We start from the raw sequence: 22814 nt of genomic DNA, 5'->3' as shown, positions 1-22814 counted from the left end.
GTGCCGTGCGGGGTGTGGGTTCCCGCACGGCACACAGCGGGGTCAGATGCCGAACGCGGCGGCGTAGTGGACGGTGCCGCCGGGAAGCGGCCGGCCGGGCTGGAGACCGAGGGCCATCAGGGCGTCGTCGGGGACGTCGACGGTCAGCCGGATGCCGTGGTCCGAGGCGCGGGTGAACCCGAACCGGGGGTAGTAGGCCGGATGCCCGAGCACGATCACATGGTGTTCGCCCCGTGCCCGCGCCGCGGCCAGGGCGGCGTGGATCGCCGCGGTGCCCGCGCCGGTGCGCTGCCGCTCCGGCCGGACCGCGCAGGGCGCCAGGGCCAGGGCCGGTGTGGTGCCGATATGGCATCGGGTGAGCAGCGCGTGTCCCACCGGGCGGTCGGCCTCGTCCACCGAGACGAGGGAGAGGCCCTCGATCCAGGCGGCGGGATCGGCGCGCAGGGCGTCGACGAGGTCGGCCTCGGCGGGGGTGGGGAAGGCGGTGCGGTTGATGTCGCGGATGGCGGGAATGTCGGCGCCGGTCTCGGCGCGCGAAGCCCAGGTGTTGCCCATGACGTCAGATGTCCGTTCAGGGAGGTGTTCGTGTGGTGGCCCCGCGAGCTCACGCTCCCGGCGGGGCAGGGACAGCAGGGTCAGGCCACGGCCCGGGGCATGAGGAGGACCCGGACGCCGCACACGGTGGCCATGAGCGCGGTCATCGACCTCACCTCCCGAGTCTTCCGCTCCCGATCGAACACGAACCAGGCCATCCTACCGGGCCGACTGCGTGTCCGTTTTCCGCCAGCCGGTGCCCGGGGGGCGGGCCACACTGGGACCTGTGATGGACGAGGAGAGCAGGTACGAGGCGGTGCGCAGCCGGGACGGACGGTTCGACGGCGCGTTCTTCTTCGCCGTCGAGACGACCGGGATCTACTGCCGGCCCAGCTGCCCCGCGGTGACCCCCAAACGGCGCAACGTGCGCTTCTATCCGACGGCCGCCGCCGCCCAGCGCTCCGGGTTCCGGGCCTGCCGCCGATGCCGGCCGGACGCGGTGCCCGGCTCGGCGGAGTGGAACGTGCGCGCGGACGTCGTCGGCCGGGCCATGCGGCTGATCGCCGACGGCGTGGTGGACCGCGAGGGCGTCGCCGGGCTCGCCACGCGGCTCGGCTACAGCGCCCGGCAGGTGCAGCGGCAGCTCACCACCGAACTGGGCGCGGGACCGGTGGCACTGGCCCGCGCGCAGCGGGCGCACACCGCGCGGGTCCTGCTCCAGACCACCGAGCTCGCGGTCACCGAGATCGCGTTCGCGGCCGGGTTCGCCAGCGTGCGGCAGTTCAACGACACGGTCCGCGAGGTGTACGCGGCCACACCGACCGAGGTGCGCACGGCCGCCCCGCGCGGCGCCGCCCGCCGGGCCGCCGACGGCACCGGCATCCCGCTGCGGCTCGCCCACCGGGGCCCCTACCAGGCCGCCGCCGTCCTCGACCAGCTCGCACGGGAGGCCGTGCCCGGGGTCGAGGAGGTCACGGGGCGGCCCGGCGCGCGCGTCTACCGGCGCACCCTGCGGCTGCCGTACGGCACCGCGATCGCCGCCGTCGCCGAGCGCACCCGCGCGCCGCGCACGGGCAGTGGCGTGCATCCGAGCGGCTGGCTGGACGCGCGGCTGCACCTCACCGACCCCCGGGACCTGACGACCGCCGTGCAGCGGCTGCGCCGGCTGTTCGACCTGGACGCCGACCCGTACGCCGTCGACGAGCGCCTGGGCGCCGACCCCCGCCTCGCCCCTCTGGTCGCGGCGCGCCCCGGGCTGCGCGTCCCCGGCGCCGTCGACGCGCTGGAGGCGGCCGCCCGCGCGCTGCTGGGCCCGGCCGGGTGCGGGCACCTGGTGGAGGCGTACGGCAAGACCCTCGACACCCCGGACGGCACCCTCGCCCGTCTCTTCCCCGAACCGGCGGCGCTCGCGCGGCCGGAGGGGGTGCCCGCACCGCTGGCCGCGCTCGCCGCCGCCCTCGCCGACGGCACCCTGCGGCTTGATTCCGGCGCCGACCGGGACGACGCACAGCGGGAGTTGCTCGCGCTGCCCGGGATGGACGCGGCCACCGCCGCGCTGATCCGGGCCCGCGCGCTCGGGGACCCCGATGTGACCCCGCCCGGTGTCCCGGCGCCCGACGCCTGGCGCCCCTGGCGCACATATGCCTTCCAACACCTCTACACGGCAGGAGAGTTGTCCCGATGACCGCCGGAAGCTTCACCCACCTCGACACGCCCCTCGGCCGGCTGCTGCTCACCGCCGACCAGGACGGGGCGCTCACCTCGCTGCACTGCGCACGGGACGTCCCCGCGGGACTGCGGGCGGACCCGGAGCCGTTCGCCGCGGCGCGCGAGCAGCTCGACGCCTACTTCGCCGGTGAACTCCGTGAGTTCCGGCTGCCGTTGCGGGCCCCCGGCACCGAGTTCCGCCGCCGGGTCTGGGCCGCCCTCGACGAGGTGCCGTACGGCAGCACCCTCACCTACGGCGAGTTGGCCGCCCGTATCGGCGCACCCCGCGCCGCCGTCCGCGCGGTCGGCGGCGCCCTCGGCGCCAACCCGCTGCTGATCGTGCGCCCCTGTCACCGCGTCATCGGCGCCGACGGCTCCCTGACCGGCTACGCGGGCGGCCTGGACCGCAAGATCCGGCTGCTGACCCTGGAGGGCGCGTTGCCGGGGGTAGCCGTACGCTGATCGAGCGGTGGCTCGCCCGGTGCGGTCGGAGGGACCTGGACATGAACTACCTCGTGGTGGTGCTCTTCTTCGGCTTCTTCCTGTCGGCGCCCCTGTGGATGACCTGGGGTGCCGGAAAGGTCTTCGCAATCCGCGCGAGGTCCGGCCCCGGTGGTGGTGCCGAGCTGGTGGCCGTCGGGGTCGCGCTGGCCTCAGGGGTGTGAACTCCGAGGACGTCAGCCGGAGTTGCCGGTCGGCCGGAAGATGCGGTCCAGGTGGTAGGCCAGTACCTCCGTGGCCGATTCCGCGGTGCGCTGGCCGACCAGGACGCTCGTGCCGAGACCGGCGGACAGGGCCAGGAGGCCGGCCGCGGCCGGGGCGGGGTCCGTGCCGGGTGTCAACCGGCCCGCGTCGGCCGCTCGTCGGAGCAGGGCGGCGACGGTCGCCTCCGCCGCGTCGGGGTCCTTGATGAATGGCTGCGCGGCGAGCGCCTCGTCGGTCACCGAGAGGACGGCGTAGGAGGTGTAGAGGTGGTGGAACGTACGGCTCTCCGCGTCCACCGGCAGCGCGGCCGCCAGCAGCGCCTCGATCACCGCCCGCGGCCCCGGATCGGACCCGGCCGCGGCGATCCGCGCGCTCACCCGCTCCCCGAACCGCGCCGCCAGATGCTGCAGCCCGAAGAGCAGCAGCTTCTCCTTGGACTCGAAGTAGTACTGCACCAGCCGCAGTGACACCCCCGCCTCCGCGGCCACGTCGCGCATCCCCACCGCATGCAGCCCGAGCCGCCCCGCGGCCCGCACCAGCGCCTCCGCGATCTCGGCCCGCCGCTCCCCGTGGTCCACGCGCCTGGGCATCGTCCACCCTCCTCCACTTCCGCACCCCGGTCGCCTTGATGGTACAGCCGTATCACCAATGTGGTACGTTCGTATCACGAAAATCGACTGCCCCGGAGGTGGCCGTGTCCGAGCCCGCAAGCGCATCCCGCCCCCCGGCCGACATCGGCCGCTACGTCAGCGACACCTGGCGCGAGCGCCACTTCGCCGCCTGCGACGCGCTCTACGCGCTGGGCGCGCCCGCGTCCTGGGAAGAGGACGTGGAGACGTCCTTCGGCACCACGCACGTCTACCGGTACGACCCCCCGGCCGCCCCCGACGGCGCCGCCGCCCGGGACCGCACACCCGTCGTCCTGGTGCACGGCGCCGGCAGCTGCTCGGCGATGTGGTACCCGAACACCGCCGACCTCAGCGCCGAACGGACCGTCTACGCCGTCGACACCCCCGGCGACCCCGGCCGCAGCGTGCAGCGCGCCGCCCTTCACGAGCCCGAGCATGCCGCCCGGTGGCTGGACGAGACCCTCGCCGGGCTCGGCCTGGACCAAGTGCATCTGGTCGGCAGCTCCTACGGCGGCTGGATCGCCCTCAACCAGGCGCACCGGCGGCCCGACCGGCTCGCCTCGGTGACGCTGCTCGACCCGGGCGGCCTGGAGAAGGTCGGACTGCGCTTCTTCGCCTGGATCTTCGTCAGCCTCTTCGCCACCTTCGCGCCCAGGGCGCTGCGGCCCCGGCTCGCGTCCTGGCTGGAGCAACCGGTCCTCGTCGTACCCGAGTTGCGCCGGATGACCCATACCGGGGTGCGCTCCTACCGCATCCGGCGGCCCGCGCCGAAGCCGCTGACCGACGCCGAACTGGCCACCGTCCGCACCCCGTTGCATCTGCTGCTCGGCCGGCGCAGCCTGCTCGTGCACCCCGACCGGCAGGTCGAGCGCGTCCCCCGGCTCGTCCCCGGGGCCCGCGCCGAGATCATCGCGGACACCGGTCACGGACCACAGATCGACCACGCGGCGGCGACCGACCGGGCGATGCTGGACTTCATGGCCGTCGCCGAACGGGGCGAGGTCAGGGCGCGGACTCCTCAAGTCCCCAGCTGAGCACCCGTTCCGGATGGATCCGGATCACCTCCTCGCTGAGCTGCGGCCCCAACTCATGGGGACCGACGAGGAGTTCGGCCCTGCCCCGGATGTCGACACCGCGCACCCGCCAGGGCTCCACGCTCACGATGTCGTCCACGACGAGCGCGATCCTCGGGTTCTGGCGCAGATTGCGCCACTTCTTGGTGGTGCCCATCGCATAGCCGCCGATCAGGATCGTGCCGTCGTCCTGGAGGCGGTAGCCGACGGGGTTCGCCTGCGGCTGGCCGTGCGGATCGACGGTGGCCATCCGGCCGAGGCGCTGGGAGCGCAGATACGACAGTTCCGCCGCGCTGAATCCGGTCATGCCACCAGCCAAGCACCCCCGGCCGCCCCCTGCATCGGCTGAACGTCGTAGGCCTCCCGCCCTACACCCCCGTGGCGGCACCTCCTGCCCCTCGCCCATTGGGCCGACCGGGTGGAATCGCGGCCGACTTGCGGCGATGCGGGCCGCCGCTGTGGCACGGTCACCTCCGGCGGAACACGGGGAAGGGCGGGCGCGCAATGGGCAAGGTGAAACGGGTCCTCACGATCCTGCTGCTGGCGCTGGTCCTGCCGGGCACCCGGGCCACCGTCGGCGTCGCCGCCGCACCCGGTGCCGTACACACCGCGCCGCGCTGGAGCGGCAGTTGGGAGGCCGCGCCGTCCGGGACCACCGCCGCGAAGCCCGGCGCGGCCATCCGCAATGTCGTCCGGCTCAGCGTCGGCGGCACCGCCGTACGGGTCCGGCTCAGCAACCGGCTCGGCACCGGGCCGCTGCGGCTCGGGGCGGTCACCGTGGCGCTGCGCCGGGCACAGGGACCGGACGCCGCACCCGGTACCCTGCACGCCGTCACCTTCCAGGGCGCGCGCACCACGACGGTCCCGGCGGGCCGGGACATCGTCAGCGACCGGGTGCCGCTGACCGTGCCGGACGCCGCCGACCTCCTCGTCACCGTGTACACCCCCGAGGACGACGGCCGCGCCACCTACCACGCCAGCGCCCTCCAGACCAGCTACCTGGCTCCCGCGGGCGCGGGCCACGCCGATGACACGAGCGGGTCGTCGTACAAGACGATCATCAAGTCCTGGTACTACGTGACCGGCGTCGATGTCCTCGGCCGCGCCACCGGCAGCGTCGTGGCCTTCGGCGACTCCCTCACCGACGGCACCGGATCCACCCCCGACACCGACCGCCGCTGGCCCGACCGGCTCGCCGCCCGGCTGCGCGACCACGGGCTCGGCGTCCTCAACGCCGGGATCAGCGGCAACCGGCTGCTGCACGAAGGCACCGGACCCAGCGCCCTGACCCGCCTCGACGCCGACGCCCTCGACCGGGCCGGAGCGCGGATCCTCGTCGTCTTCGAGGGCATCAACGACATCAAGGGCCTGCCCCCGGCGAACGACCCCGCCGCCTACGCCGACGCCTACCGCACCCTCGTCTCCCGCGCCCACGCCCGCGGCATCCGGGTCGTCGGCGTCACCCTCACCCCGTTCCGCGGCTACGCCGCCTACACGGACGGCCGCGAGGACGTACGGCAGCGGGTCAACGCCTTCATCCGCACCGGCGGCGCCTTCGACGCGGTCGCCGACGCCGACGCGGTCGTCCGCGACCCGGCCGAGCCGACCCGGATCCGCCCGGCGTACGACCCCGGCGACCATCTGCACTTCACCGACGCGGGGATGGCGGCGGTGGCGGACACGGTCCGGGCGGCGCTCGGCGGGCTCAGTCCGGGCGGCCACGGGTGACCCAGCCGCGCTCATAGGCGTGCCAGCCGAGCTGCAGCCGGGTGGTCACCCCGGCCAGCTCCATCAGCCGCTTCACCCGGCGCTGCACGGTGCGCAGACCCAGATCCAGCTGCTTGGCCACGCTCGCGTCGGTCAGCCCGGCCAGCAGCAGCGACAGCACCTCCAGATCGGTGGCGTCCGGGCCGTCCGGCACCTCCTCGGCCGTGCCGTCCGTGTTCAGCCGCAGCGGCAGCGCCTCCCGCCACACCGACTCGAACAGCCCGGCCAGCAGCTCCAGCAGACCGCTGGCATGCACCACGAGCGCGGCCGGCTCCGCGCTGTGCGAGGTCAGCGGCACCATCGCGAGCGAGCGGTCGGCCACCACCAGCTTCGTCGGCACCCGGTCCGCCATCCGCACCCGCTCGCCCCGGCCGAGCGCCTCCGTCAACCCGCCGAGCGCCTGCGGCAGATCGAGCACCGCGCGCTCCACCACCACCCGGTAGCGCACCCCGCGCCCGGCCGCCTGCTCCTCCGCCTCGTTCTCCGGCGCGGTCACCGCCACCGGGGCGCCGGTCACCAGCGCGCACACCTCCTCGGCGGCGCCCAACTGCAACTGGAGGAAGCGCTGCGCGACCGCCGAGGCGCCGGTCACCACCTCCACCAGGTCGTGCACCGCGGGCTCGGCCGCCGCCGCCCGGTACTCCCGCGCGAGCAGCGCCGCGGCCAGCTCCGCCCGCTCCAGCTCGTGCCGCTGCCGGGTGAGCAGCGCGCCCAGCGCCACCGCGGGCGGCGCCGCCACCCAACGGCCGGGCCGCGCCGAGGAACGGGCCGCGAGCCCCTGCCGCTCCAGCCCCTGCAGCGCGCGCTCGGTGTCCTGCACCCCCAGCGTCAACCGCCGCGCCAGATCGGCCACATCGGCCGCGCCCACCGCCACCAGCGCCCGGTACGCCGCCTCGTGTCTGTCGTCCAGGCCTATCGCCGTCAGCATCGCCCGTGTCCCTCCCCTGAGTACGCACCGAGCACGTACAAGCCATCCGAGTACAGGGCGTCCCGTGTACCGGCCGTCCGAGAACAGGCGGTCACGGAGGGCCGTGGCTGGCGGGAACCGGCCACGGCGTAAACCCGCCGCCGCCATCATCGTCGTATCACAGGTGCGTCTGCCAAGGTGGGGCTCGGTACGGCAGCCGTTCGGTGCGCCGCGATCCGGCCACCCGGCGGGTGGCCGACACAGTCCGGTCCGCGAGGACCGAGCACGCCGTCGGGCGGTCCCCCCGTGGGGGGTGGGACCGTCCGGCGGCCGTTCACCTTTTCGCGGCCGGAATTTCCCGATGCCCCGTTTTCCCCGCGCCGACGTGGTGACAATCAGGGCATGAGCCAGCAGGGGGGAAGGCCCACCGCCCGTCCCGAGGACGACTGGTGGGGTCAGCTGTACGACGACGCCACCGGGGACACGGGCCCGACGACCGCGCCCGACTCCCTGGACGACCGCTTCGCCTCGGCCCGGAACACGGTCCGGGCGAGACCGCGACAGGCCGACACCCCGGCCCCGCCGCCCGGCGATTCGGCCCCGGACACGGTCCCGCCCCAGGCCGCCGCTCCGGCCCCGTCCGCTGACGCGGCTCCAACTGGCCCACGGGGAGCGTCTGATGCCGGGGCCCCGGCGGATGTCCCGCCTCGGGTTGCCGCTTCGGGTCCGCGTGCTGATCCGGTCCTGTCCGATGGCGCGGCTCCGTCCGATGCCCGGCGGCCGCTTGACGGCTCGGCTTCGGGGTTGGATGTCTCGTCTCGGGTCGGTGCTTCGGGGTTGTGTGATGTTCCGGCCGGTTCCGGCGATCCGGTTCTGTCCGATGTCCGGCGGTCGTTTGACGGCTCGGCTTCGGAGCCGGATGTCTCGCCTCGGGTTGCCGCCTCGGGTCCGCGTGATGTTCCGGCCGCGTCCGGCGATCCGGTTCCGTCCGACGTCTTGCGACTGTCCGATCTCGCGGCTCCGGCGGATTCCCCGTCCCGGGCCGTCGCCCCGGGCGGGCCCGGTGTTCCGGCTCCGTCCGATGGTGCGGACTCGTCCGGCGTTCGGCGGCTGTCCGATGCCGTGGCGCCGGTCGATGGTTCGTCCTGGGGCGATGTCCCGGGCCCGGCGTCCGACGCCCCGGAGCCGTCCGGTGGTGCGGCTTCCACCGGCGCCAGGAGACCGTCCGACGCCGTGTCGCCGGCCGATGCCCCGCCATGGGGCGATGTTCCGGGTTCGCCCGACGGCCCGGTCCCGCCCGATGCGACGGCCCCAACCGACGCACCGGGACCGTCCGTTGCCCCGGACCCCACCGACTTCCCGCCCCTGCCCGGCACCCTGGACCCCACTGGCCTCCTCGCTCCGCCCGCTTCCCCGAGTCCCCTCGACCTTCCTGCTGCGCCCGCCTCCGAGGGTCCCACCGGCCTCTCCACCTCGCGGGGCACCCTGGACCCCACCGGCCTCCTCGCTCCGCCCGCTTCCCCGAGTCCCCTCGACCTTCCTGCTGCGCCCGCCTCCGAGGGTCCCACCGGCCTCTCCATCTCGCGGGGCACCCTGGACCCCACCGGCCTCCTCGCTCCGCCCGCTTCCCCGAGTCCCCTCGACCTTCCTGCTGCGCCCGCCTCCGAGGGTCCCGCCGATCTCTCCATCTCGCCCGGCACCCTGGACCCCATCGGCCTCCTCGCTCCGCCCGCCTCCCCGAGCCCCCTCGACCTCCCCGCCCCGCCGCGCACCCCGGACTCCACCGACCTCCCCGCCCGCCCCGTCGTCCCCGTCCAGTCGGCCCCGCCCGACCTTTCCGGGCGGCGCTCGGCGCCCGAGTCCCCGGCCGTGCCCGAGCCCGCCTCGGCGCTCGACTTCGTGGGGTCCGGGCCGCCCACCTACGATCCCGAGCCCACCGCGCTGCCCAACGCCGAGCCGGAGGAGCTGGGGGAGCTGGTGGCGGACACGGTCCTGGACGGGGCCCGGTACGGGACCTGGACACTGCGGTCCGTGTCGCTGCGCGGGGACTCGGCGCGCTACCGGGGTGAGCCGCGCCGGGACGCGCTGCTGACCGCGCGCTTCGGCACCGGCGACCACGCGCTGGTGCTCGTCGCGATGGCCACCGGCGCCCGCGCCACCCCCGAGGCGCACCTCGCGGCGGCCGAGGCGTGCCGCTGGATCGGCCGGGCGGTGGGCCGCAGCCACCAGCGGCTCGCCGAGGACATCCGGGCCACCCGGCGCGCCGATCTGAAGGCGGGCCTGCACCGGCTCACCGACCGGAGCCTCGGCCGCCTGCGCGCGAGCGCCCTCGAACGGGGCGCACGGCCCGAGGAGTACACGGCCACCCTGCGCTGTCTGCTGCTGCCCGCCGACCCGCACTGCCGTACCCGCGTCTTCTTCGGCGTCGGCGACGGCGGCCTCTTCCAGCTGCGGGACGGCAGCTGGCGGGACATCGAACCGCGCGCCACCGACCAGGCACCCCCCGCGCCGCCCAGGACACCCGAGCCCGCCGAGGAGGACGACGACCGCCTCACCCTCGACCTCGGCGCCCCGCAGGGCCCGTACGAACCGCTGCCCGAGCCGCCGCCCCCGCCCGCCCGCGACCCCTTCCGCTTCCAGGTCTCGCTAGCCCGCCCGGGTGATGCGCTGCTGATGTGCACACCGGGCCTGGCGGAGCCGCTGCGCGGTGAGCCCGCCCTGAGCGCCTATCTGTCCCGGCGCTGGTCCGGCCGCCGCGCGCCCGGCCTCGCCGCGTTCCTCGCCGACGCCCGGGTACGGGTCAAGGGCTACGCCGACGACCGTACGGCCGCGGCCCTGTGGGAGGCGTAACCGTCCCTCGTATGCCTCCATGGAACCGGGGCACCACGCACGGATCCCGGACCCCGGAAGGGGCAGACGAGAGAACATGGCCAAGCAGAACGTAGCCGAACAGTTCGTCGACATCCTCGTCCGCGCCGGCGTGCGCCGCCTCTACGGCGTCGTCGGCGACAGCCTGAACCCGATCGTGGACGCCGTCCGCCGCCACTCCCATATCGACTGGGTGCATGTCCGCCATGAGGAGACCGCCGCCTTCGCGGCCGGTGCCGAGGCCCAGATCACCGGGAAGCTGGCCGCCTGCGCCGGCTCCTGCGGCCCCGGCAATCTGCACCTCATCAACGGCCTGTACGACGCCCACCGCTCCATGGCCCCGGTGCTCGCCCTCGCCTCCCACATCCCCTCCAGCGAGATCGGCCTCGGATACTTCCAGGAGACCCACCCCGACCGGCTCTTCCAGGAGTGCAGCCACTACAGCGAACTGATCTCCAGCGCCAAGCAGATGCCCCGGCTGCTCCAGACCGCCATCCAGCACGCGGTCGGCCAGAGCGGCGTCAGCGTGGTCTCGCTGCCCGGCGACATCGCCGCCGAACCCGCCCCGGAGAAGGCCGCGCAGAGCGCCCTGGTCACCTCCCGGCCCACCGTCCGCCCCGGCGACGCCGAGATCGACGCCCTGGTGGAGATGATCGACCAGGCCGGCAAGGTCACGCTGTTCTGCGGCAGCGGCACGGCGGGGGCGCACGCGGAGGTCATGGAGTTCGCCGAGAAGGTCAAGTCCCCGGTGGGACACGCCCTGCGCGGCAAGGAGTTCATTCAGTACGACAACAAGTTCGACGTCGGCATGAGCGGACTGCTCGGCTACGGCGCCGCCTACGAGGCCACCCACGAGTGCGATCTGCTGATCATGCTCGGCACCGACTTCCCGTACAACGCCTTCCTGCCCGACGATGTGCGGATCGCCCAGGTCGATGTACGGCCCGAGGTGCTCGGCCGGCGCTCCCGGCTCGACCTCGCCGTGTGGGGCGACGTACGCGAGACGCTGCGCTGCCTCATCCCGCGGATCAAGGAGAAGACCAGCCGGCGCTTCCTGGACCGGATGCTGAAGAAGCACGCCGACGCGCTGGAGGGCGTGGTCAAGGCGTACACCAGGAAGGTCGACCGGCACGTCCCGATCCACCCCGAGTACGTGGCCGCCGTACTGGACGAAGTCGCCGCCGACGACGCGGTGTTCACCGTGGACACCGGTATGTGCAACGTCTGGGCGGCGCGCTACATCTCGCCCAACGGCCGCCGCAGGATCATCGGTTCGTTCTCGCACGGCTCGATGGCCAACGCGCTGCCCATGGCGATCGGCGCGCAGTTCACCGACCGGCGCCGGCAGGTGGTGTCGATGTCGGGCGACGGTGGATTCGCCATGCTGATGGGGGACTTCCTGACGCTGGTGCAGCACGATCTTCCGGTCAAGGTGGTGCTGTTCAACAACTCCTCGCTCGGCATGGTCGAGTTGGAGATGATGGTCTCCGGACTGCCCGCGTACGGCACTACCAACGCCAACCCGGACTTCGCCGCCGTGGCCCGCGCCTGCGGGGCGTACGGGGTACGGGTGGAGAAGCCCAAGCAGCTCGCCGGCGCGCTCAAGGACGCGTTCCGGCACAAGGGCCCGGCCCTGGTGGACATCGTCACCGACCCCAACGCCCTGTCCATCCCGCCGAAGATCAGCGCCGAGATGGTCACCGGGTTCGCGCTGTCCGCCTCCAAGGTCGTGCTGGACGGCGGCGTCGGCCGCATGGTGCAGATGGCCCGCTCCAACCTGCGCAACGTGCCCCGGCCCTGACACCACCCGGACCGGGGAGCGGATTTCGGCCAGTTTCACGGCCCGTGACGACATGCCGACCGGCTGTGCCGGACGCGGCGGTCCGGCCGTCACGGGGCGTCAGCGGCGTCAGAGGGCCGCCCGGAAGGCCGTCGTAAGGTTCCTGCGGCCGTCCCGCGCCGGGGTGCGGCGGGCCCCGGGGATGGCCGAACCGCCGGTCATCGGGCCGGTGCCAGGACTGGCCGTTGGTCCACTGGGCAAGCATCCCCCGTGAACGTGTTCGACCAGGAGGGGCAGGGTTCGAGCGGCGTGCGGGCGGGGGCCATGAAGAGGCAGGCACGAGGGGGCGGTCCCGTGACCACCGGGACCCCCTCCGCGGAACCGGGGGACGGTACCGGGGAGACCCCGGGGGACGGTACGGGCGGCGTCCGGGAGACGGTGGGCACCGTGACGGTCGCGGGGGAGCCGGGGCGCGTGCAGGGCGCCGGTGAGCCCCGGTCCGCGCGGGCCACCGGGGAGCCACCGGGGCGCCTGGTGCGCCTTCCCGTCGACGATTCCTTACGGGACGGGCGGGACCGGCGGGACGCGCATGACCGGCGCGGCGGGCGCGGCCGGGTCGTGGAGCCGCCGCAGCGGCTGTGGCGCAGGCTCGGGCGGGCGGATCTGCGCTCCGTGCCCGAGGCCCGCCGGGAGCTGCGCGAGCTGCTGCGCGACTGGGGCAAACCGGGACGCTCGGAGATCGCCGAGCTGCTCACCAGCGAACTGGTCACCAACGCGCTGGTGCACACCGACGACGACGCCGTCCTCACCGCGGAGGTGGTGCCCGGCGGACTCCGGGTGGAGGTACGGGACTTCGTGCCCCGAAGACCCCAGGTGCGCACCCCGGACCCGGACGACGACACCCATGGCCGGGGCATGGTCCTGGTGGAGTCCCTCGCGGACGCCTGGGGCGTACGGCCGCACGGGGTCGGCAAGTCGGTGTGGTTCGAACTGGGCGCCGAGGCGGCGTGAGGAACGGCGGGCGGGCCGGGGACGGACATGGGCCGGGGGCGCGACCCGAGCGGTCACACCCCCGACCCATGAAGATCCGTGGCACTCAGCCGAACTGCTGCTCCATCTCCTTGAGCTTGCGCTCCAGGGAGTCCAGTCGGGGCAGGGCCATGGTGTCATCCTCGGCGGTGAGGTCGACGGTCACCGGCTCGGGCCCTTTGGCCAGGGAATCAGACCCTTTGCGGACCGGCTGGAGGGAGGGACGGGAGGGCACCGGCAGCTGTTCCGCGGTCGCTATGGCAGGCTCCGCGGTGGTGGCGCCCGAGGAGCCGCGCTCCACCGCCTGCACCTCGACCTGCCGGCCGCCGACCCGGTTCACGAACCGGCCGTGGCCCCGGCTGATGGCCTTGAGCTGGGCGCGCTCCATCCGCTGCTGCTCGCGCCGACGCTGGCGCGACTGCTCCTTCTGCCGGTTGTCCTCGCGGACCTCCTCGACCGCCTCGTCCAGGCTGCGCACGCCCTCCAGAAGCATCAGCGACCACGCCTTGTAGGTCTCGCGGGGGGCGCGCAGCCAGCGCACGATGCGGATCTGCGGCAGCGGGCGCGGCACCAGGCCCTGTTCGCGCAGCGCGGCCCGGCGGGTCTGCTTCAGCGCGCGGTCGAACAGGACGGCCGCCGACAGGGACATGCCGGAGAAGAACTGCGGGGCGCCCGCGTGGTCGACACCGCGCGGCGCGTGCACCCAGTTGAACCAGGCCGCGGCCGCGGCGAACATCCAGACGAGTATGCGCGAGCCGAGGGCCGCGTCACCGTGGCTCGCCTCGCGCACCGCGAGGACGGAGCAGAACATGGCCGCGCCGTCGAGGCCGAACGGCACCAGGTACTGCCAGCCGTCGGTCAGGCCCAGGTTCTGCTCGCCGAAGCCGACGAGGCCGTGGAAGGACAGTGCGGCCGCCACCGCCGCACAGCAGAACAGCAGCACGTAGGAGGCGGTGCCGTAGATGGCCTCCTTGCGCCGGCGGCGCTCCTCGCTGCGCTCCCAGGAGTCGTCCGCACTCGCGTTCTCCCCGGAGGAGCGCTTTCCGCGCGCGAGCACCGCTACCGCCGCCACCATGCCCAGGAGCAGTACGGCGCCCGGAAGCAGCCAGTTCAGCGATATGTCGGTCAGTCTCATCAGGGGTCCCTTGCATTGGGATAGGGCGTAACGCCCGCCATATTGACCCACTCCGGGCGGCCCTCAGGGGGTTTCGCGGCAAGAGGCCGCCAAGAGGGTGCGAGGGGTTGCCCGGGGACGGCGATCTGCTCGAACTGCCGCATGAGGGGCGGGAGTTGAGTTCGAATAAGACTACCCGTACGGATGGTTCAACGGAAAGTTCCTGCGACAGGTGAGGAAGTTGTGAATCACCTGTCCGTGCGGGGCAGCCCGATTCGAGTTGATCTTAGTGGACCGCGGGGGTCCGATCGCCCCCCGAGCGCTCCCTGATCGCCTCTCGATCGAGGTCGGTCGACCTCGATCGAGTTTGACGTACCGCTCGGTACGTCTAGGGTGCTTGACGAACAACCGACAACCCGTCGTTAATGACCCCAAGTACCGACAAGCCGCCAGGAGGACCCCGTGAGGCAGGGCGTGCAGGGCTCCGCGGCGGCGTACACGCACAGTGAGGGACTGGTTCCGGGCCCGCGCAGACCTGAGGGCGAGCGGCCCGTGATACAGCGGGCCTCGGTGCGCGGGCAGATCCTGGAGGCGCTGCGCACGGCGCTGGTCGCGGGCGAGCTGAAGCCGGGCGAGGTGTATTCGGCGCCGGTGCTCGGGGACCGCTTCGGGGTCTCGGCGACGCCGGTGCGGGAGGCGATGCAGCAGCTGGCCCTGGAGGGCGCCGTCGAGGTGGTGCCCAACCGCGGCTTCCGGGTCATCGAGCGGGGGGCGCGGGAGCTGGCCGAGCTGGCGGAGGTGCGGGAGCTGCTGGAGGTCCCGGTGATGCTGCGGCTGGCCCGTACGGTCCCGGCCGCGCGCTGGGCCGAGCTGCGGCCGCTCGCCCAGGACACGGTCCGGGCGGCGGCGTCCGGCTGCCCCGCGACGTACGCCGAGTCCGACCGCGCCTTCCACCGCGCCATGCTGGCCTTCTCCGGCAACGAGGAACTGGTCCGCATCGCCTGCGACCTGCACCGCCGCGCCCAGTGGCCGCTGGTCGGCGGCGCCGTCCGGCACGCCCGCGCGGACCTCGTCGCGGACGCGGCGGAACATGTCTCGCTGCTGGAGGCGCTGGTGGTCCGGGATCTTGAGGTGGTGCGGGAACTGGTGGCCGAGCACTTCGCGGGCGCGGCCTGAGCGCCCCTTGAGGAGCGCGCGGAACCGCGCGACCGGCCGCGGCGTACCCGCACCCGGTGACGCGCCCGCACCCCGCGGCCGCGGACCCTAGGAACCCTCGGTCTTCGAGAACCCGTCGTGCCACGCCGCCTTCGCGCCCGAGTCGCCGATCCGGTACACGTCCACCACCGCGCCCACCGCGATGACCACGGACAGCAGTCCGAGGACGATCCGCACCGGCAGCGCCGACCGGCGCGCGCCGCCGCCCCCCTCGCGGCGCGACCCCCGGGCCGCCCACCACACCACCACGGCCAGCGCGAACAGCCCCAGCGCCCACGGCAGCAGCCCGTCGCCCAGCTCGGTGTGCCTGCGCACGAGCGGGTCGGAGTCGACATGCCGCTCCAGCCATTCACCGGCGCTCGTCGTGAGCGGCACGCTGACCAGGGACACGAGGCCCAGCGCGGGCAGCAGGACGCCGAGCCGGTGCGCGGCCCGCGGCCATATCGCCGCGGCGACCAGCGCGAGGGCGGTCAGCGGGACCAGCACCACGACGACATGGACGAGCAGGACATGGGCCGGAAGCCCGTTGACGAGGGTCATGCGACGCGCTCCTGGGGTGGGGGTCTCGGGGCGCGTCACACTGGCACAGCCGTCTCTCAGTTCCCTCTGAGCACGCCCCCGCGGCCCCCGCGCCCCGCACGCCCCCCGCTCACGCCGTGGCCGGCCCCGCCGCCGGGGGCGCGAGCTGTGCCGCAAGCCAGGTCGGCACGCCCCCCAGGAGGCGGAACAGCCGCCGCGCCTCGTCCCGCAGCCGGGTCGCCGCCGGTTCGTCCTCCGTGTCCGCCAGGGAGACCAGCGCGGGCGCCGTACCCACGAGGTAGCCCAGCTCCTCCCGGATCCGCAGGGACTCGGCGAACCCGTGCCGCGCCTCCGCCAACTCCCCGTCCCGCAGGGCGAGTCCGGCGAGATGGCGCCAGGTGAACGACAGCAGCAGCGGATCGGCATGCGCGGTCGCGCCCGCGTGCGCCCGGCGGTACGCGGCGCGCGCCGCCTGCGGGGAGCGGGACAGGTTCTCCGCGAGCAGCCCCCGCCGGAAGTCCAGCAGCGCCCGCCCCGCCGCCCCCGGCGGGATCAGCGCCGCCGCCCGCCCCAGCGCGGCCCGTGCCTCGTCCACCCGGTCCCGGATGCCGTGCAGCGTCGCGGCGTACGCGAGCTGCCCGCGCTCGCAGGCGGCCGCGCCCCGCTCCTCGTCGGTGTGCGCGAGCGCCTCCGCCGTACGCAGCGCGTCCTCCGCGTCCGCCCAGCCGCCCTCCGTGTACAGGCAGCGCTCCACGAGCAGCAACGCCCGTTGCAGCGCGGTGCCCGGCGTGTCCGGTGGCAGCAGGGCCGCGGCGTCGGCCCAGCAGGCCCGCGAGCGCAACCGCCATACCGCGGTCTGGAGAGGATCGTCACCGGCGGTCGTTCCGTTCCCAGACATGGCGGTATACGCCACGTTGACCTCCCCAGGCACACCATCGGGCTGTTGAGTGGTGGCGGCATTCCAGCACCGATCGCCACACCTGGCCAAGGGGGTGGGTGAAAGATTTCACAAAGTCGTGGGGGCGTGGCGCGGACGCGGTTCGTCCGCTTCACCCCGTCCGGCTCAGCTCATCCGCAGTGCCAGGAAGAAATCGAGCTTGTCCTCCAGGCGCGAAAGGTCCCGTCCCGTCAACTGCTCGATCCGCCCGACGCGGTAGCGCAGCGTGTTGACGTGCAGATGCAGCCGGGTGGCGCAGCGGGTCCAGGAGCCGTCGCAGTCGAGGAACGCCTCCAGGGTCGGTATCAGCTCCGCGCGGTGCCGCCGGTCGTAGTCCGTCAGCGGGTCGAGCAGCCGGGCCGTGAAGGCGCGGCGCACATCGTCCGGCACGAACGGGAGCAGCAGCACATGGCTGGCCAGCTCCTGGTGCCCGGCCGCGCAGACCCGCCCCGGCCGGGCCGCCGCCACCCGGCGGGCGTGCCGTGCCTCCTCCAGGGCGCCGCGCAGGCCCTCCGCGGAGTGCACGGCCGCGCTGACGCCGAGCGTGAGCCGCCCGTCGCCGTCCAGACCCGCCGACAGCGGCTCGCGCACCACCTGGAGCAGCGCGTCGGCGAGCAGCCCGGTCTCCGCGCCCTCCCGGTCCGCCGCGACGGCCGGTACGGCGGGCAGCGGCACCAGCGCCACCGCCTCGTCCCCGGTGTGCGCCACGGCGATCCGGTCGGCGGGCTCGGGGCCGGTCGCCGACGGGTCGACCAGCACCTCCTCCAGGAGCGCCTGGGCCACCGGGCCGCCCTCGATCTCCTCGCCGTCCCACTCCACCCGGGCCACCACGACCTGCCAGTGCGGGGCCGCGCCGAGGCCGGGCAGCAGCACCGGCGCGGCCACCCGCAGCCGGGCCGCGATCTCCGCGGGCGCGGCACCGGTCTGCACCAGCTCCAGGACCTCCTGGGCGAGCCGGCGCCGTACCGTACGGGCCGCCTCCCGGCGGTCGCGTTCCACGGCGATCAGCTGGGTGACGCCCTGGAGCAGATCCATCCGCTGCCCGTCCCAGTCGCTCGCGTCGGCCTCCACGGCCAGCAGCCAGTCCGACAGCACCGTCTCGCGCACATCGCGCGCGGCGCCCGGGGTGCGCCCCGAGGAGCGGATCGGGAAGAGCGAGTACGTCGTACCGTCCAGCTGGACCCGGTGCGGGCCGCGGCGGCCGGTGCGGGTGGCGGCCAGCTGCTCGGCGGCCAGCCGGGCGCAGGTGCCGGCGGGCAGGTCGGGGCCCGCCACCTTGGAGCCGGCGATCAGCCGCCCGGTGGGGGAGAGCACCCAGGCGCGCAGGTCGAGGTCGGTGCCGAGCAGGTCGAGCACCACATCGGGGCCGCCGCCGGCCGGACCCGAGGTCATCATCCGGCGGTGCCGGTCCACCACGGCGGCCAGGTCCCCGGCGCGCTCGCCGGACACCTGCCGTACGACATGCTCGGTGACCGTCGCGAAGGCCACCGACTCGTCCACCGCGAGCAGCGGCAGCCGGTGCCTGGCGCAGGCCGCGACCAGGTCCTCCGGCACCCCGCCCAGCTCGGCGGTGCCCGCCGCGAGGGCGGCCACCCCGGCCTGCACCAGCAGGCGCACGAACGGCTCGGAGTCCGCCTCGTCGCGCCGCCAGGCCAGGCCCGTCAGCACCAGCTCCCCGCCCGCGAGGTAGCGGCTCGGGTCCCGCAGGTCGGTCGTCATCACACCGCGCACCGAGCGGTCCAGCTCGTCCTCGCCGCCGAGCAGCAGCAGGCCCAGCGCGTCGGTGTCCAGCAGTGCGCGCAGCCGCATCTCAGTTGCCGCCGTTTCTGTGTCTCGAAACCTACGATGGATCTTCGGAGGGTGACGGGGGAGTGACCGTTTCCCCGGGAAAACGGAGAGGTTACCGATGTCCTCCGTTCATACGAATCTACAAGATGCTTCCCCTGGCCAGCGAACTCCTTCATGGTTTCAGTGACTGACCCGGTCGGAGCACCCGGCGGTGTACTGACTCCACTCCACGTCAACACGACAGGAACGAGCCGGGCCCGCCGCACACGGATTGGCTCAGATCCGCAGAACCACGAGACGAAGAAGAGAGCCGGTCATGGACTTCCTTCGCCCCGCCAGCTGGGAGGAGGCGCTCGCCGCGAAGGCCGAGCATCCCACCGCTGTGCCGATCGCGGGTGGCACCGATGTGATGGTCGAGATCAACTTCGACCACCGCAGGCCCGAGTACCTGCTCGACCTCAACCGCATCGGTGATCTCTACGAATGGGAGACCGGCGAGGGCTCTGTGCGGCTGGGCGCCTCCGTGCCCTACAGCACGATCATGGAACAGCTCCGTGCCGAGCTGCCGGGCCTCGCGCTCGCCTCGCACACGGTCGCCTCCCCGCAGATCCGCAACCGCGGCGGCGTCGGCGGCAACCTCGGCACGGCCTCGCCCGCCGGCGACGCCCACCCCGCCCTCCTCGCCGCGGGCGCCGAGGTCGAGGTGGCGTCGGCGGCGCGCGGCACCCGGCTGATCCCGATCGACGACTTCTACACCGGCGTCAAGCGCAACGCGCTCCAGCCCGACGAGCTGATCCGCGCCGTCCATGTGAAGAAGGCGGACGGCCCCCAGCAGTACTCCAAGGTCGGCACCCGCAACGCCATGGTCATCGCCGTGTGCGCCTTCGGCCTCGCCCTGCACCCCGAGAGCCGCACCGTGCGCACCGGCATCGGCTCGGCCGCGCCCACCCCGGTGCGCGCCAAGGCCGCCGAGGAGTTCCTGAACGCGGCGCTCGCGGAGGGCGGCTGCTGGGACAACGGGAAGATCATCACCCCCTCCGTCGCCAAGCAGTTCGCGGACCTGTGCGCCGCCGCCTGCAACCCGATCGACGACGTCCGGGGCACCGCGAGCTACCGCAGGCACGCGGTCGGCGTCATGGCCCGCCGGACCCTGACCTGGACCTGGGAGTCGTACCGCGGCACCCGCCGCACCGAGGGAGCTGCGTGATGCGCGTCAACTTCACCGTCAACGGACGCCCGCAGGAGGCCGACGACGTCTGGGAGGGCGAGTCCCTGCTCTACGTGCTGCGCGAGCGGCTCGGCCTGCCCGGCTCCAAGAACGCCTGCGAACAGGGCGAGTGCGGCTCCTGCACGGTACGTCTCGACGGCGTGCCGGTGTGCTCCTGTCTGGTCGCGGCAGGACAGGCCGAGGGCCGGGACGTGGTGACCGTCGAGGGCCTCGCCGACCACGCGCGGCAGCGCTCCTGCGGCGGCTCCGACGGCGTCCCCCTGGACGCGGCCAAGGGCTGGGCGGCCAAGGGCGGCACCGCCTCCCAGGCCGGCGAGGGCATCGAACTCGCCCCGGTCCAGCAGGCGTTCATCGACGCGGGCGCCGTCCAGTGCGGCTTCTGCACCCCGGGCCTGCTCGTCGCCTCCGACGAACTCCTGGAGCGCAACCCCAACCCGTCCGACGCCGACATCCGCGAGGCCCTGTCGGGCAACCTGTGCCGCTGCACCGGCTACGAGAAGATCATGGACGCGGTCCGGCTGGCCGCCGCCCGCCAGTCCGAGGGGGTCTGACATGCCTGCCAACGGCGTTCCCACGAAGATCACCCAGGGCTCGGGCACCAAGGGCGGCATCGGCGAGTCCACCCTGCGCCCCGACGGCACCCTCAAGGTCACCGGCGAGTTCGCCTACTCCTCGGACATGTGGCACGAGGACATGCTGTGGGGCCAGATCCTGCGCTCCACCGTCGCGCACGCCGAGATCGTCTCCATCGACACCGCCGAGGCCCTCGCCCTGCCGGGTGTGTACGCCGTCATGACGTACGACGACCTGCCCACCGAGGTGAAGCACTACGGCCTGGAGATCCAGGACACCCCGGTCCTCGCGCACGGCAAGGTGCGCCACCACGGGGAGCCGGTCGCGATCGTCGCCGCCGACCACCCGGAGACCGCCCGCCGGGCCGCCGCCAAGATCAAGGTGGAGTACCGCGAACTCCCCGTGATCACCGACGAGAAGTCGGCCCTCGGCCCGGACGCCGTCCTCGTCCACGAGCACCGCGACGACCACCACATCGGGCATGTCGACCACCCGAACATCGTGCACCGCCAGCCGATCGTGCGCGGCGACGCGGCCGCGGCCGCCGCCCGCGCCGATGTGACCGTCACGGGCGAGTACACCTTCGGCATGCAGGACCAGGCCTTCCTCGGCCCCGAGTCCGGGCTCGCGGTGCCCGAGGAGGACGGCGGCGTCCACCTCTACATCGCCACCCAGTGGCTGCACTCCGATCTGCGCCAGATCGCGCCCGTGCTCGGACTGCCCGAGCGCAAGGTGCGGATGACGCTGTCCGGCGTCGGTGGCGCGTTCGGCGGCCGCGAGGACCTGTCCATGCAGATCCACGCCTGCCTGCTGGCGCTGCGCACCGGCAAGCCCGTCAAGATCGTCTACAACCGGTTCGAGTCCTTCTTCGGACACGTCCACCGCCACCCGGCCAAGCTGTACTACGAGCACGGCGCCACCCGCGACGGCAAGCTGACCCACGTCAGGTGCCGGATCGTCCTGGACGGCGGCGCCTACGCCTCCGCCTCCCCGGCGGTCGTCGGCAACGCCTCCTCGCTGAGCATCGGGCCGTACGTCGTGGACGACGTCGACATCGAGGCCATCGCCCTCTACACCAACAACCCGCCCTGCGGCGCGATGCGCGGCTTCGGCGCGGTCCAGGCGTGCTTCGCCTACGAGGCCCAGATGGACAAGCTGGCGAAGGAACTCGGCCTGGACCCGGTGGAGTTCAGGCAGCGCAACGCCATGGAGCAGGGCACGATCATGCCCACCGGGCAGCCGGTGGACTCCCCGGCGCCGGTCGCCGAACTGCTGCGCCGCGTCAAGGCGATGCCGCTGCCGCCCGAGCGCCAGTGGGAGTCCAGCGAGGGCGCCGACGTACGGCAGCTGCCCGGCGGCCTGTCCAACACCACGCACGGCGAGGGCGTCGTCCGGGGGATCGGCTACGCGGTCGGCATCAAGAACGTCGGCTTCTCCGAGGGCTTCGACGACTACTCCACGGCCAAGGTGCGCATGGAGGTCATCGCGGGCGAGCCGGTCGCCACCGTGCACACCGCGATGGCGGAGGTCGGCCAGGGCGGTGTCACCGTGCACGCCCAGATCGCCCGCAGCGAGCTCGGCGTCGCCCAGGTCACCATCCATCCCGCCGACACCCAGGTGGGCTCGGCGGGTTCGACTTCCGCCTCCCGGCAGACGTACGTCACCGGCGGCGCCGTCAAGAACGCCTGCGAGCTGGTCCGCGAACGGGTCCTGGACATCGGCCGGCGCAAGTTCGGCTCCTACCACCCCGCCTGGGCCACCGCGGAACTGCTGCTGGAGGGCGGCAAGGTCGTCACCGACGGCGGCGAGGTGCTCGCCGATCTGGTGGACGTCCTGGAGGACGAGGCGGTGGAGCTGGAGGAGGAGTGGCGGCACCGGCCGACCGAGGCCTTCGACCTGCGCACCGGGCAGGGCAACGGCCATGTCCAGTACTCCTTCGCCGCGCATCGCGCCGTGGTCGAGGTCGACACCGAACTCGGCCTCGTCAAGGTCATCGAACTGGCCTGCGCCCAGGACGTCGGCAAGGCGCTCAACCCGCTCTCCGTCGTCGGCCAGATCCAGGGCGGCACCACGCAGGGCCTGGGCGTCGCGGTGATGGAGGAGATCATCGTGGACCCGAAGACCGCGAAGGTCAGGAACCCCTCCTTCACCGACTACCTGATCCCGACCATCCTCGACACGCCGACCATCCCGGTCGACGTCCTCGAACTCGCCGACGAGCACGCCCCGTACGGGCTGCGCGGCATCGGCGAGGCCCCGACCCTGTCCTCGACCCCGGCCGTCCTCGCGGCGATCCGCAACGCGACCGGTCTGGAGCTGGACCGGACGCCGGTACGTCCGGAGCATCTGACGGGCACGGCCCGATAGCAGCCCCGCCGCCGCGGGCACGCGTGCCTCCTCAAGCCTCATGGGCTCGGGCGGCACGACCGGTCGCGGCGGCA

The 22814-nt window shown here is 73.7% G+C and carries 20 protein-coding genes; 12 read left to right on the top strand and 8 right to left on the bottom strand.

All coding sequences use genetic code 11. The annotated features are described in order from the left end of the window. Positions 1–42: 42 nt before the first annotated feature. Complete coding sequence (locus AB0N90_RS33070) at positions 43–555, bottom strand: N-acetyltransferase (RefSeq protein WP_361679153.1); 513 nt, start codon at positions 553–555, stop codon at positions 43–45. 268 nt (positions 556–823) lie between these two features. Between AB0N90_RS33070 and AB0N90_RS33065 the strand changes: the two genes are divergently transcribed. The 3 genes from AB0N90_RS33065 to AB0N90_RS33055 are packed head-to-tail and all read left to right on the top strand — an operon-like array spanning position 824 to position 2906. Then, positions 824–2218, top strand: coding sequence for an AlkA N-terminal domain-containing protein (locus AB0N90_RS33065; protein ID WP_365202736.1), 1395 nt, complete (start codon positions 824–826; stop codon positions 2216–2218). Further along, positions 2215–2703 carry a methylated-DNA--[protein]-cysteine S-methyltransferase gene (locus AB0N90_RS33060; protein ID WP_365202734.1) on the top strand — a complete coding sequence of 163 codons (489 nt, stop codon included), beginning with the start codon at positions 2215–2217 and terminating at the stop codon, positions 2701–2703. Before AB0N90_RS33065 ends, AB0N90_RS33060 begins: the two co-directional genes overlap by 4 nt. Before the next feature lie 41 nt (positions 2704–2744). Next, positions 2745–2906 carry a hypothetical protein gene (locus AB0N90_RS33055; protein WP_365202732.1) on the top strand — a complete coding sequence of 54 codons (162 nt, stop codon included), beginning with the start codon at positions 2745–2747 and terminating at the stop codon, positions 2904–2906. A gap of 12 nt (positions 2907–2918) precedes the next feature. Here the strand turns inward: AB0N90_RS33055 and AB0N90_RS33050 are convergent, their stop codons facing one another. Then, positions 2919–3536, bottom strand: coding sequence for a TetR family transcriptional regulator C-terminal domain-containing protein (locus AB0N90_RS33050; RefSeq protein ID WP_365202730.1), 618 nt, complete (start codon positions 3534–3536; stop codon positions 2919–2921). Between the two features lie 104 nt (positions 3537–3640). Here AB0N90_RS33050 and AB0N90_RS33045 point away from each other — a divergent pair, with 104 nt between their 5' ends. Beyond that, positions 3641–4609 (top strand): alpha/beta fold hydrolase, encoded by a 969-nt coding sequence (locus AB0N90_RS33045; protein WP_365202728.1) that lies wholly within the window; start codon positions 3641–3643, stop codon positions 4607–4609. Here the strand turns inward: AB0N90_RS33045 and AB0N90_RS33040 are convergent. Next, positions 4578–4955 carry a PPOX class F420-dependent oxidoreductase gene (locus tag AB0N90_RS33040; protein WP_361679135.1) on the bottom strand — a complete coding sequence of 126 codons (378 nt, stop codon included), beginning with the start codon at positions 4953–4955 and terminating at the stop codon, positions 4578–4580. The genes AB0N90_RS33045 and AB0N90_RS33040 overlap by 32 nt on opposite strands. Positions 4956–5152: 197 nt before the next feature. Here AB0N90_RS33040 and AB0N90_RS33035 point away from each other — a divergent pair, with 197 nt between their 5' ends. Beyond that, entirely contained in the window at positions 5153–6376 is a 1224-nt protein-coding gene (locus AB0N90_RS33035; protein WP_365202726.1) for an SGNH/GDSL hydrolase family protein, read from the top strand. Here AB0N90_RS33035 and AB0N90_RS33030 read toward each other — a convergent pair. Beyond that, a complete protein-coding gene (locus AB0N90_RS33030; RefSeq protein WP_365202724.1) occupies positions 6354–7343 on the bottom strand; it encodes a helix-turn-helix domain-containing protein in 990 nt (329 codons plus the stop codon). The genes AB0N90_RS33035 and AB0N90_RS33030 overlap by 23 nt on opposite strands. Positions 7344–8555: 1212 nt before the next feature. Between AB0N90_RS33030 and AB0N90_RS33025 the strand changes: the two genes are divergently transcribed. The 3 genes from AB0N90_RS33025 to AB0N90_RS33015 all read left to right on the top strand — a co-directional run bounded on the left by AB0N90_RS33025 (position 8556) and on the right by AB0N90_RS33015 (position 12981). After that, complete coding sequence (locus AB0N90_RS33025) at positions 8556–10172, top strand: protein phosphatase 2C domain-containing protein (RefSeq protein WP_365202722.1); 1617 nt, start codon at positions 8556–8558, stop codon at positions 10170–10172. 76 nt (positions 10173–10248) lie between these two features. Further along, the gene (locus AB0N90_RS33020; RefSeq protein WP_365202720.1) at positions 10249–11991 is read left to right on the top strand and encodes a pyruvate dehydrogenase; all 1743 of its coding nucleotides are present in this window, start codon (positions 10249–10251) and stop codon (positions 11989–11991) included. A gap of 597 nt (positions 11992–12588) precedes the next feature. Then, positions 12589–12981, top strand: a complete 393-nt coding sequence (locus AB0N90_RS33015) for an ATP-binding protein (RefSeq protein WP_037657993.1) — start codon at positions 12589–12591, stop codon at positions 12979–12981. Between the two features lie 85 nt (positions 12982–13066). Here AB0N90_RS33015 and AB0N90_RS33010 read toward each other — a convergent pair whose 3' ends face one another. After that, positions 13067–14134: a DUF2637 domain-containing protein gene (locus AB0N90_RS33010; RefSeq protein ID WP_365202719.1), complete on the bottom strand. Its 1068-nt coding sequence runs from the start codon at positions 14132–14134 to the stop codon at positions 13067–13069. A 492-nt stretch (positions 14135–14626) separates the two neighbouring features. Here AB0N90_RS33010 and AB0N90_RS33005 point away from each other — a divergent pair, with 492 nt between their 5' ends. After that, complete coding sequence (locus tag AB0N90_RS33005; RefSeq protein WP_361679347.1) at positions 14627–15289, top strand: GntR family transcriptional regulator; 663 nt, start codon at positions 14627–14629, stop codon at positions 15287–15289. A gap of 87 nt (positions 15290–15376) precedes the next feature. On the opposite strand, the gene AB0N90_RS33000 is transcribed toward AB0N90_RS33005, so the two are convergent. From AB0N90_RS33000 to AB0N90_RS32990, 3 genes are all read right to left on the bottom strand, one after another. Beyond that, the gene (locus tag AB0N90_RS33000; RefSeq protein ID WP_365202718.1) at positions 15377–15868 is read right to left on the bottom strand and encodes a DUF2231 domain-containing protein; all 492 of its coding nucleotides are present in this window, start codon (positions 15866–15868) and stop codon (positions 15377–15379) included. A 109-nt stretch (positions 15869–15977) separates the two neighbouring features. Beyond that, on the bottom strand, positions 15978–16745 hold the full coding sequence (locus AB0N90_RS32995; RefSeq protein WP_365202717.1) for a hypothetical protein: 768 nt from the start codon (positions 16743–16745) through the stop codon (positions 15978–15980). A gap of 165 nt (positions 16746–16910) precedes the next feature. Next, on the bottom strand, positions 16911–18593 hold the full coding sequence (locus AB0N90_RS32990; RefSeq protein WP_361679113.1) for a PucR family transcriptional regulator ligand-binding domain-containing protein: 1683 nt from the start codon (positions 18591–18593) through the stop codon (positions 16911–16913). A 295-nt stretch (positions 18594–18888) separates the two neighbouring features. Between AB0N90_RS32990 and AB0N90_RS32985 the strand changes: the two genes are divergently transcribed. Genes AB0N90_RS32985 through AB0N90_RS32975 form a run of 3 tightly spaced genes read left to right on the top strand, consistent with a single transcriptional unit; the run spans position 18889 to position 22740 of the window. Further along, entirely contained in the window at positions 18889–19779 is an 891-nt protein-coding gene (locus AB0N90_RS32985; RefSeq protein ID WP_365202715.1) for a xanthine dehydrogenase family protein subunit M, read from the top strand. Then, the gene (locus AB0N90_RS32980) at positions 19779–20351 is read left to right on the top strand and encodes a (2Fe-2S)-binding protein (RefSeq protein WP_365202713.1); all 573 of its coding nucleotides are present in this window, start codon (positions 19779–19781) and stop codon (positions 20349–20351) included. Before AB0N90_RS32985 ends, AB0N90_RS32980 begins: the two co-directional genes overlap by 1 nt. Before the next feature lies 1 nt (position 20352). Beyond that, on the top strand, positions 20353–22740 hold the full coding sequence (locus tag AB0N90_RS32975; RefSeq protein ID WP_361679105.1) for a molybdopterin cofactor-binding domain-containing protein: 2388 nt from the start codon (positions 20353–20355) through the stop codon (positions 22738–22740). Positions 22741–22814: the final 74 nt, after the last annotated feature.

Origin of the sequence: Streptomyces sp. NPDC093018, assembly GCF_040684035.1 — a bacterium.
Classification (GTDB): domain Bacteria; phylum Actinomycetota; class Actinomycetes; order Streptomycetales; family Streptomycetaceae; genus Streptomyces; species Streptomyces murinus.
Note: the sequence above shows the minus strand (reverse complement) of the source record. Positions and strands in the feature narration are given on the sequence as shown.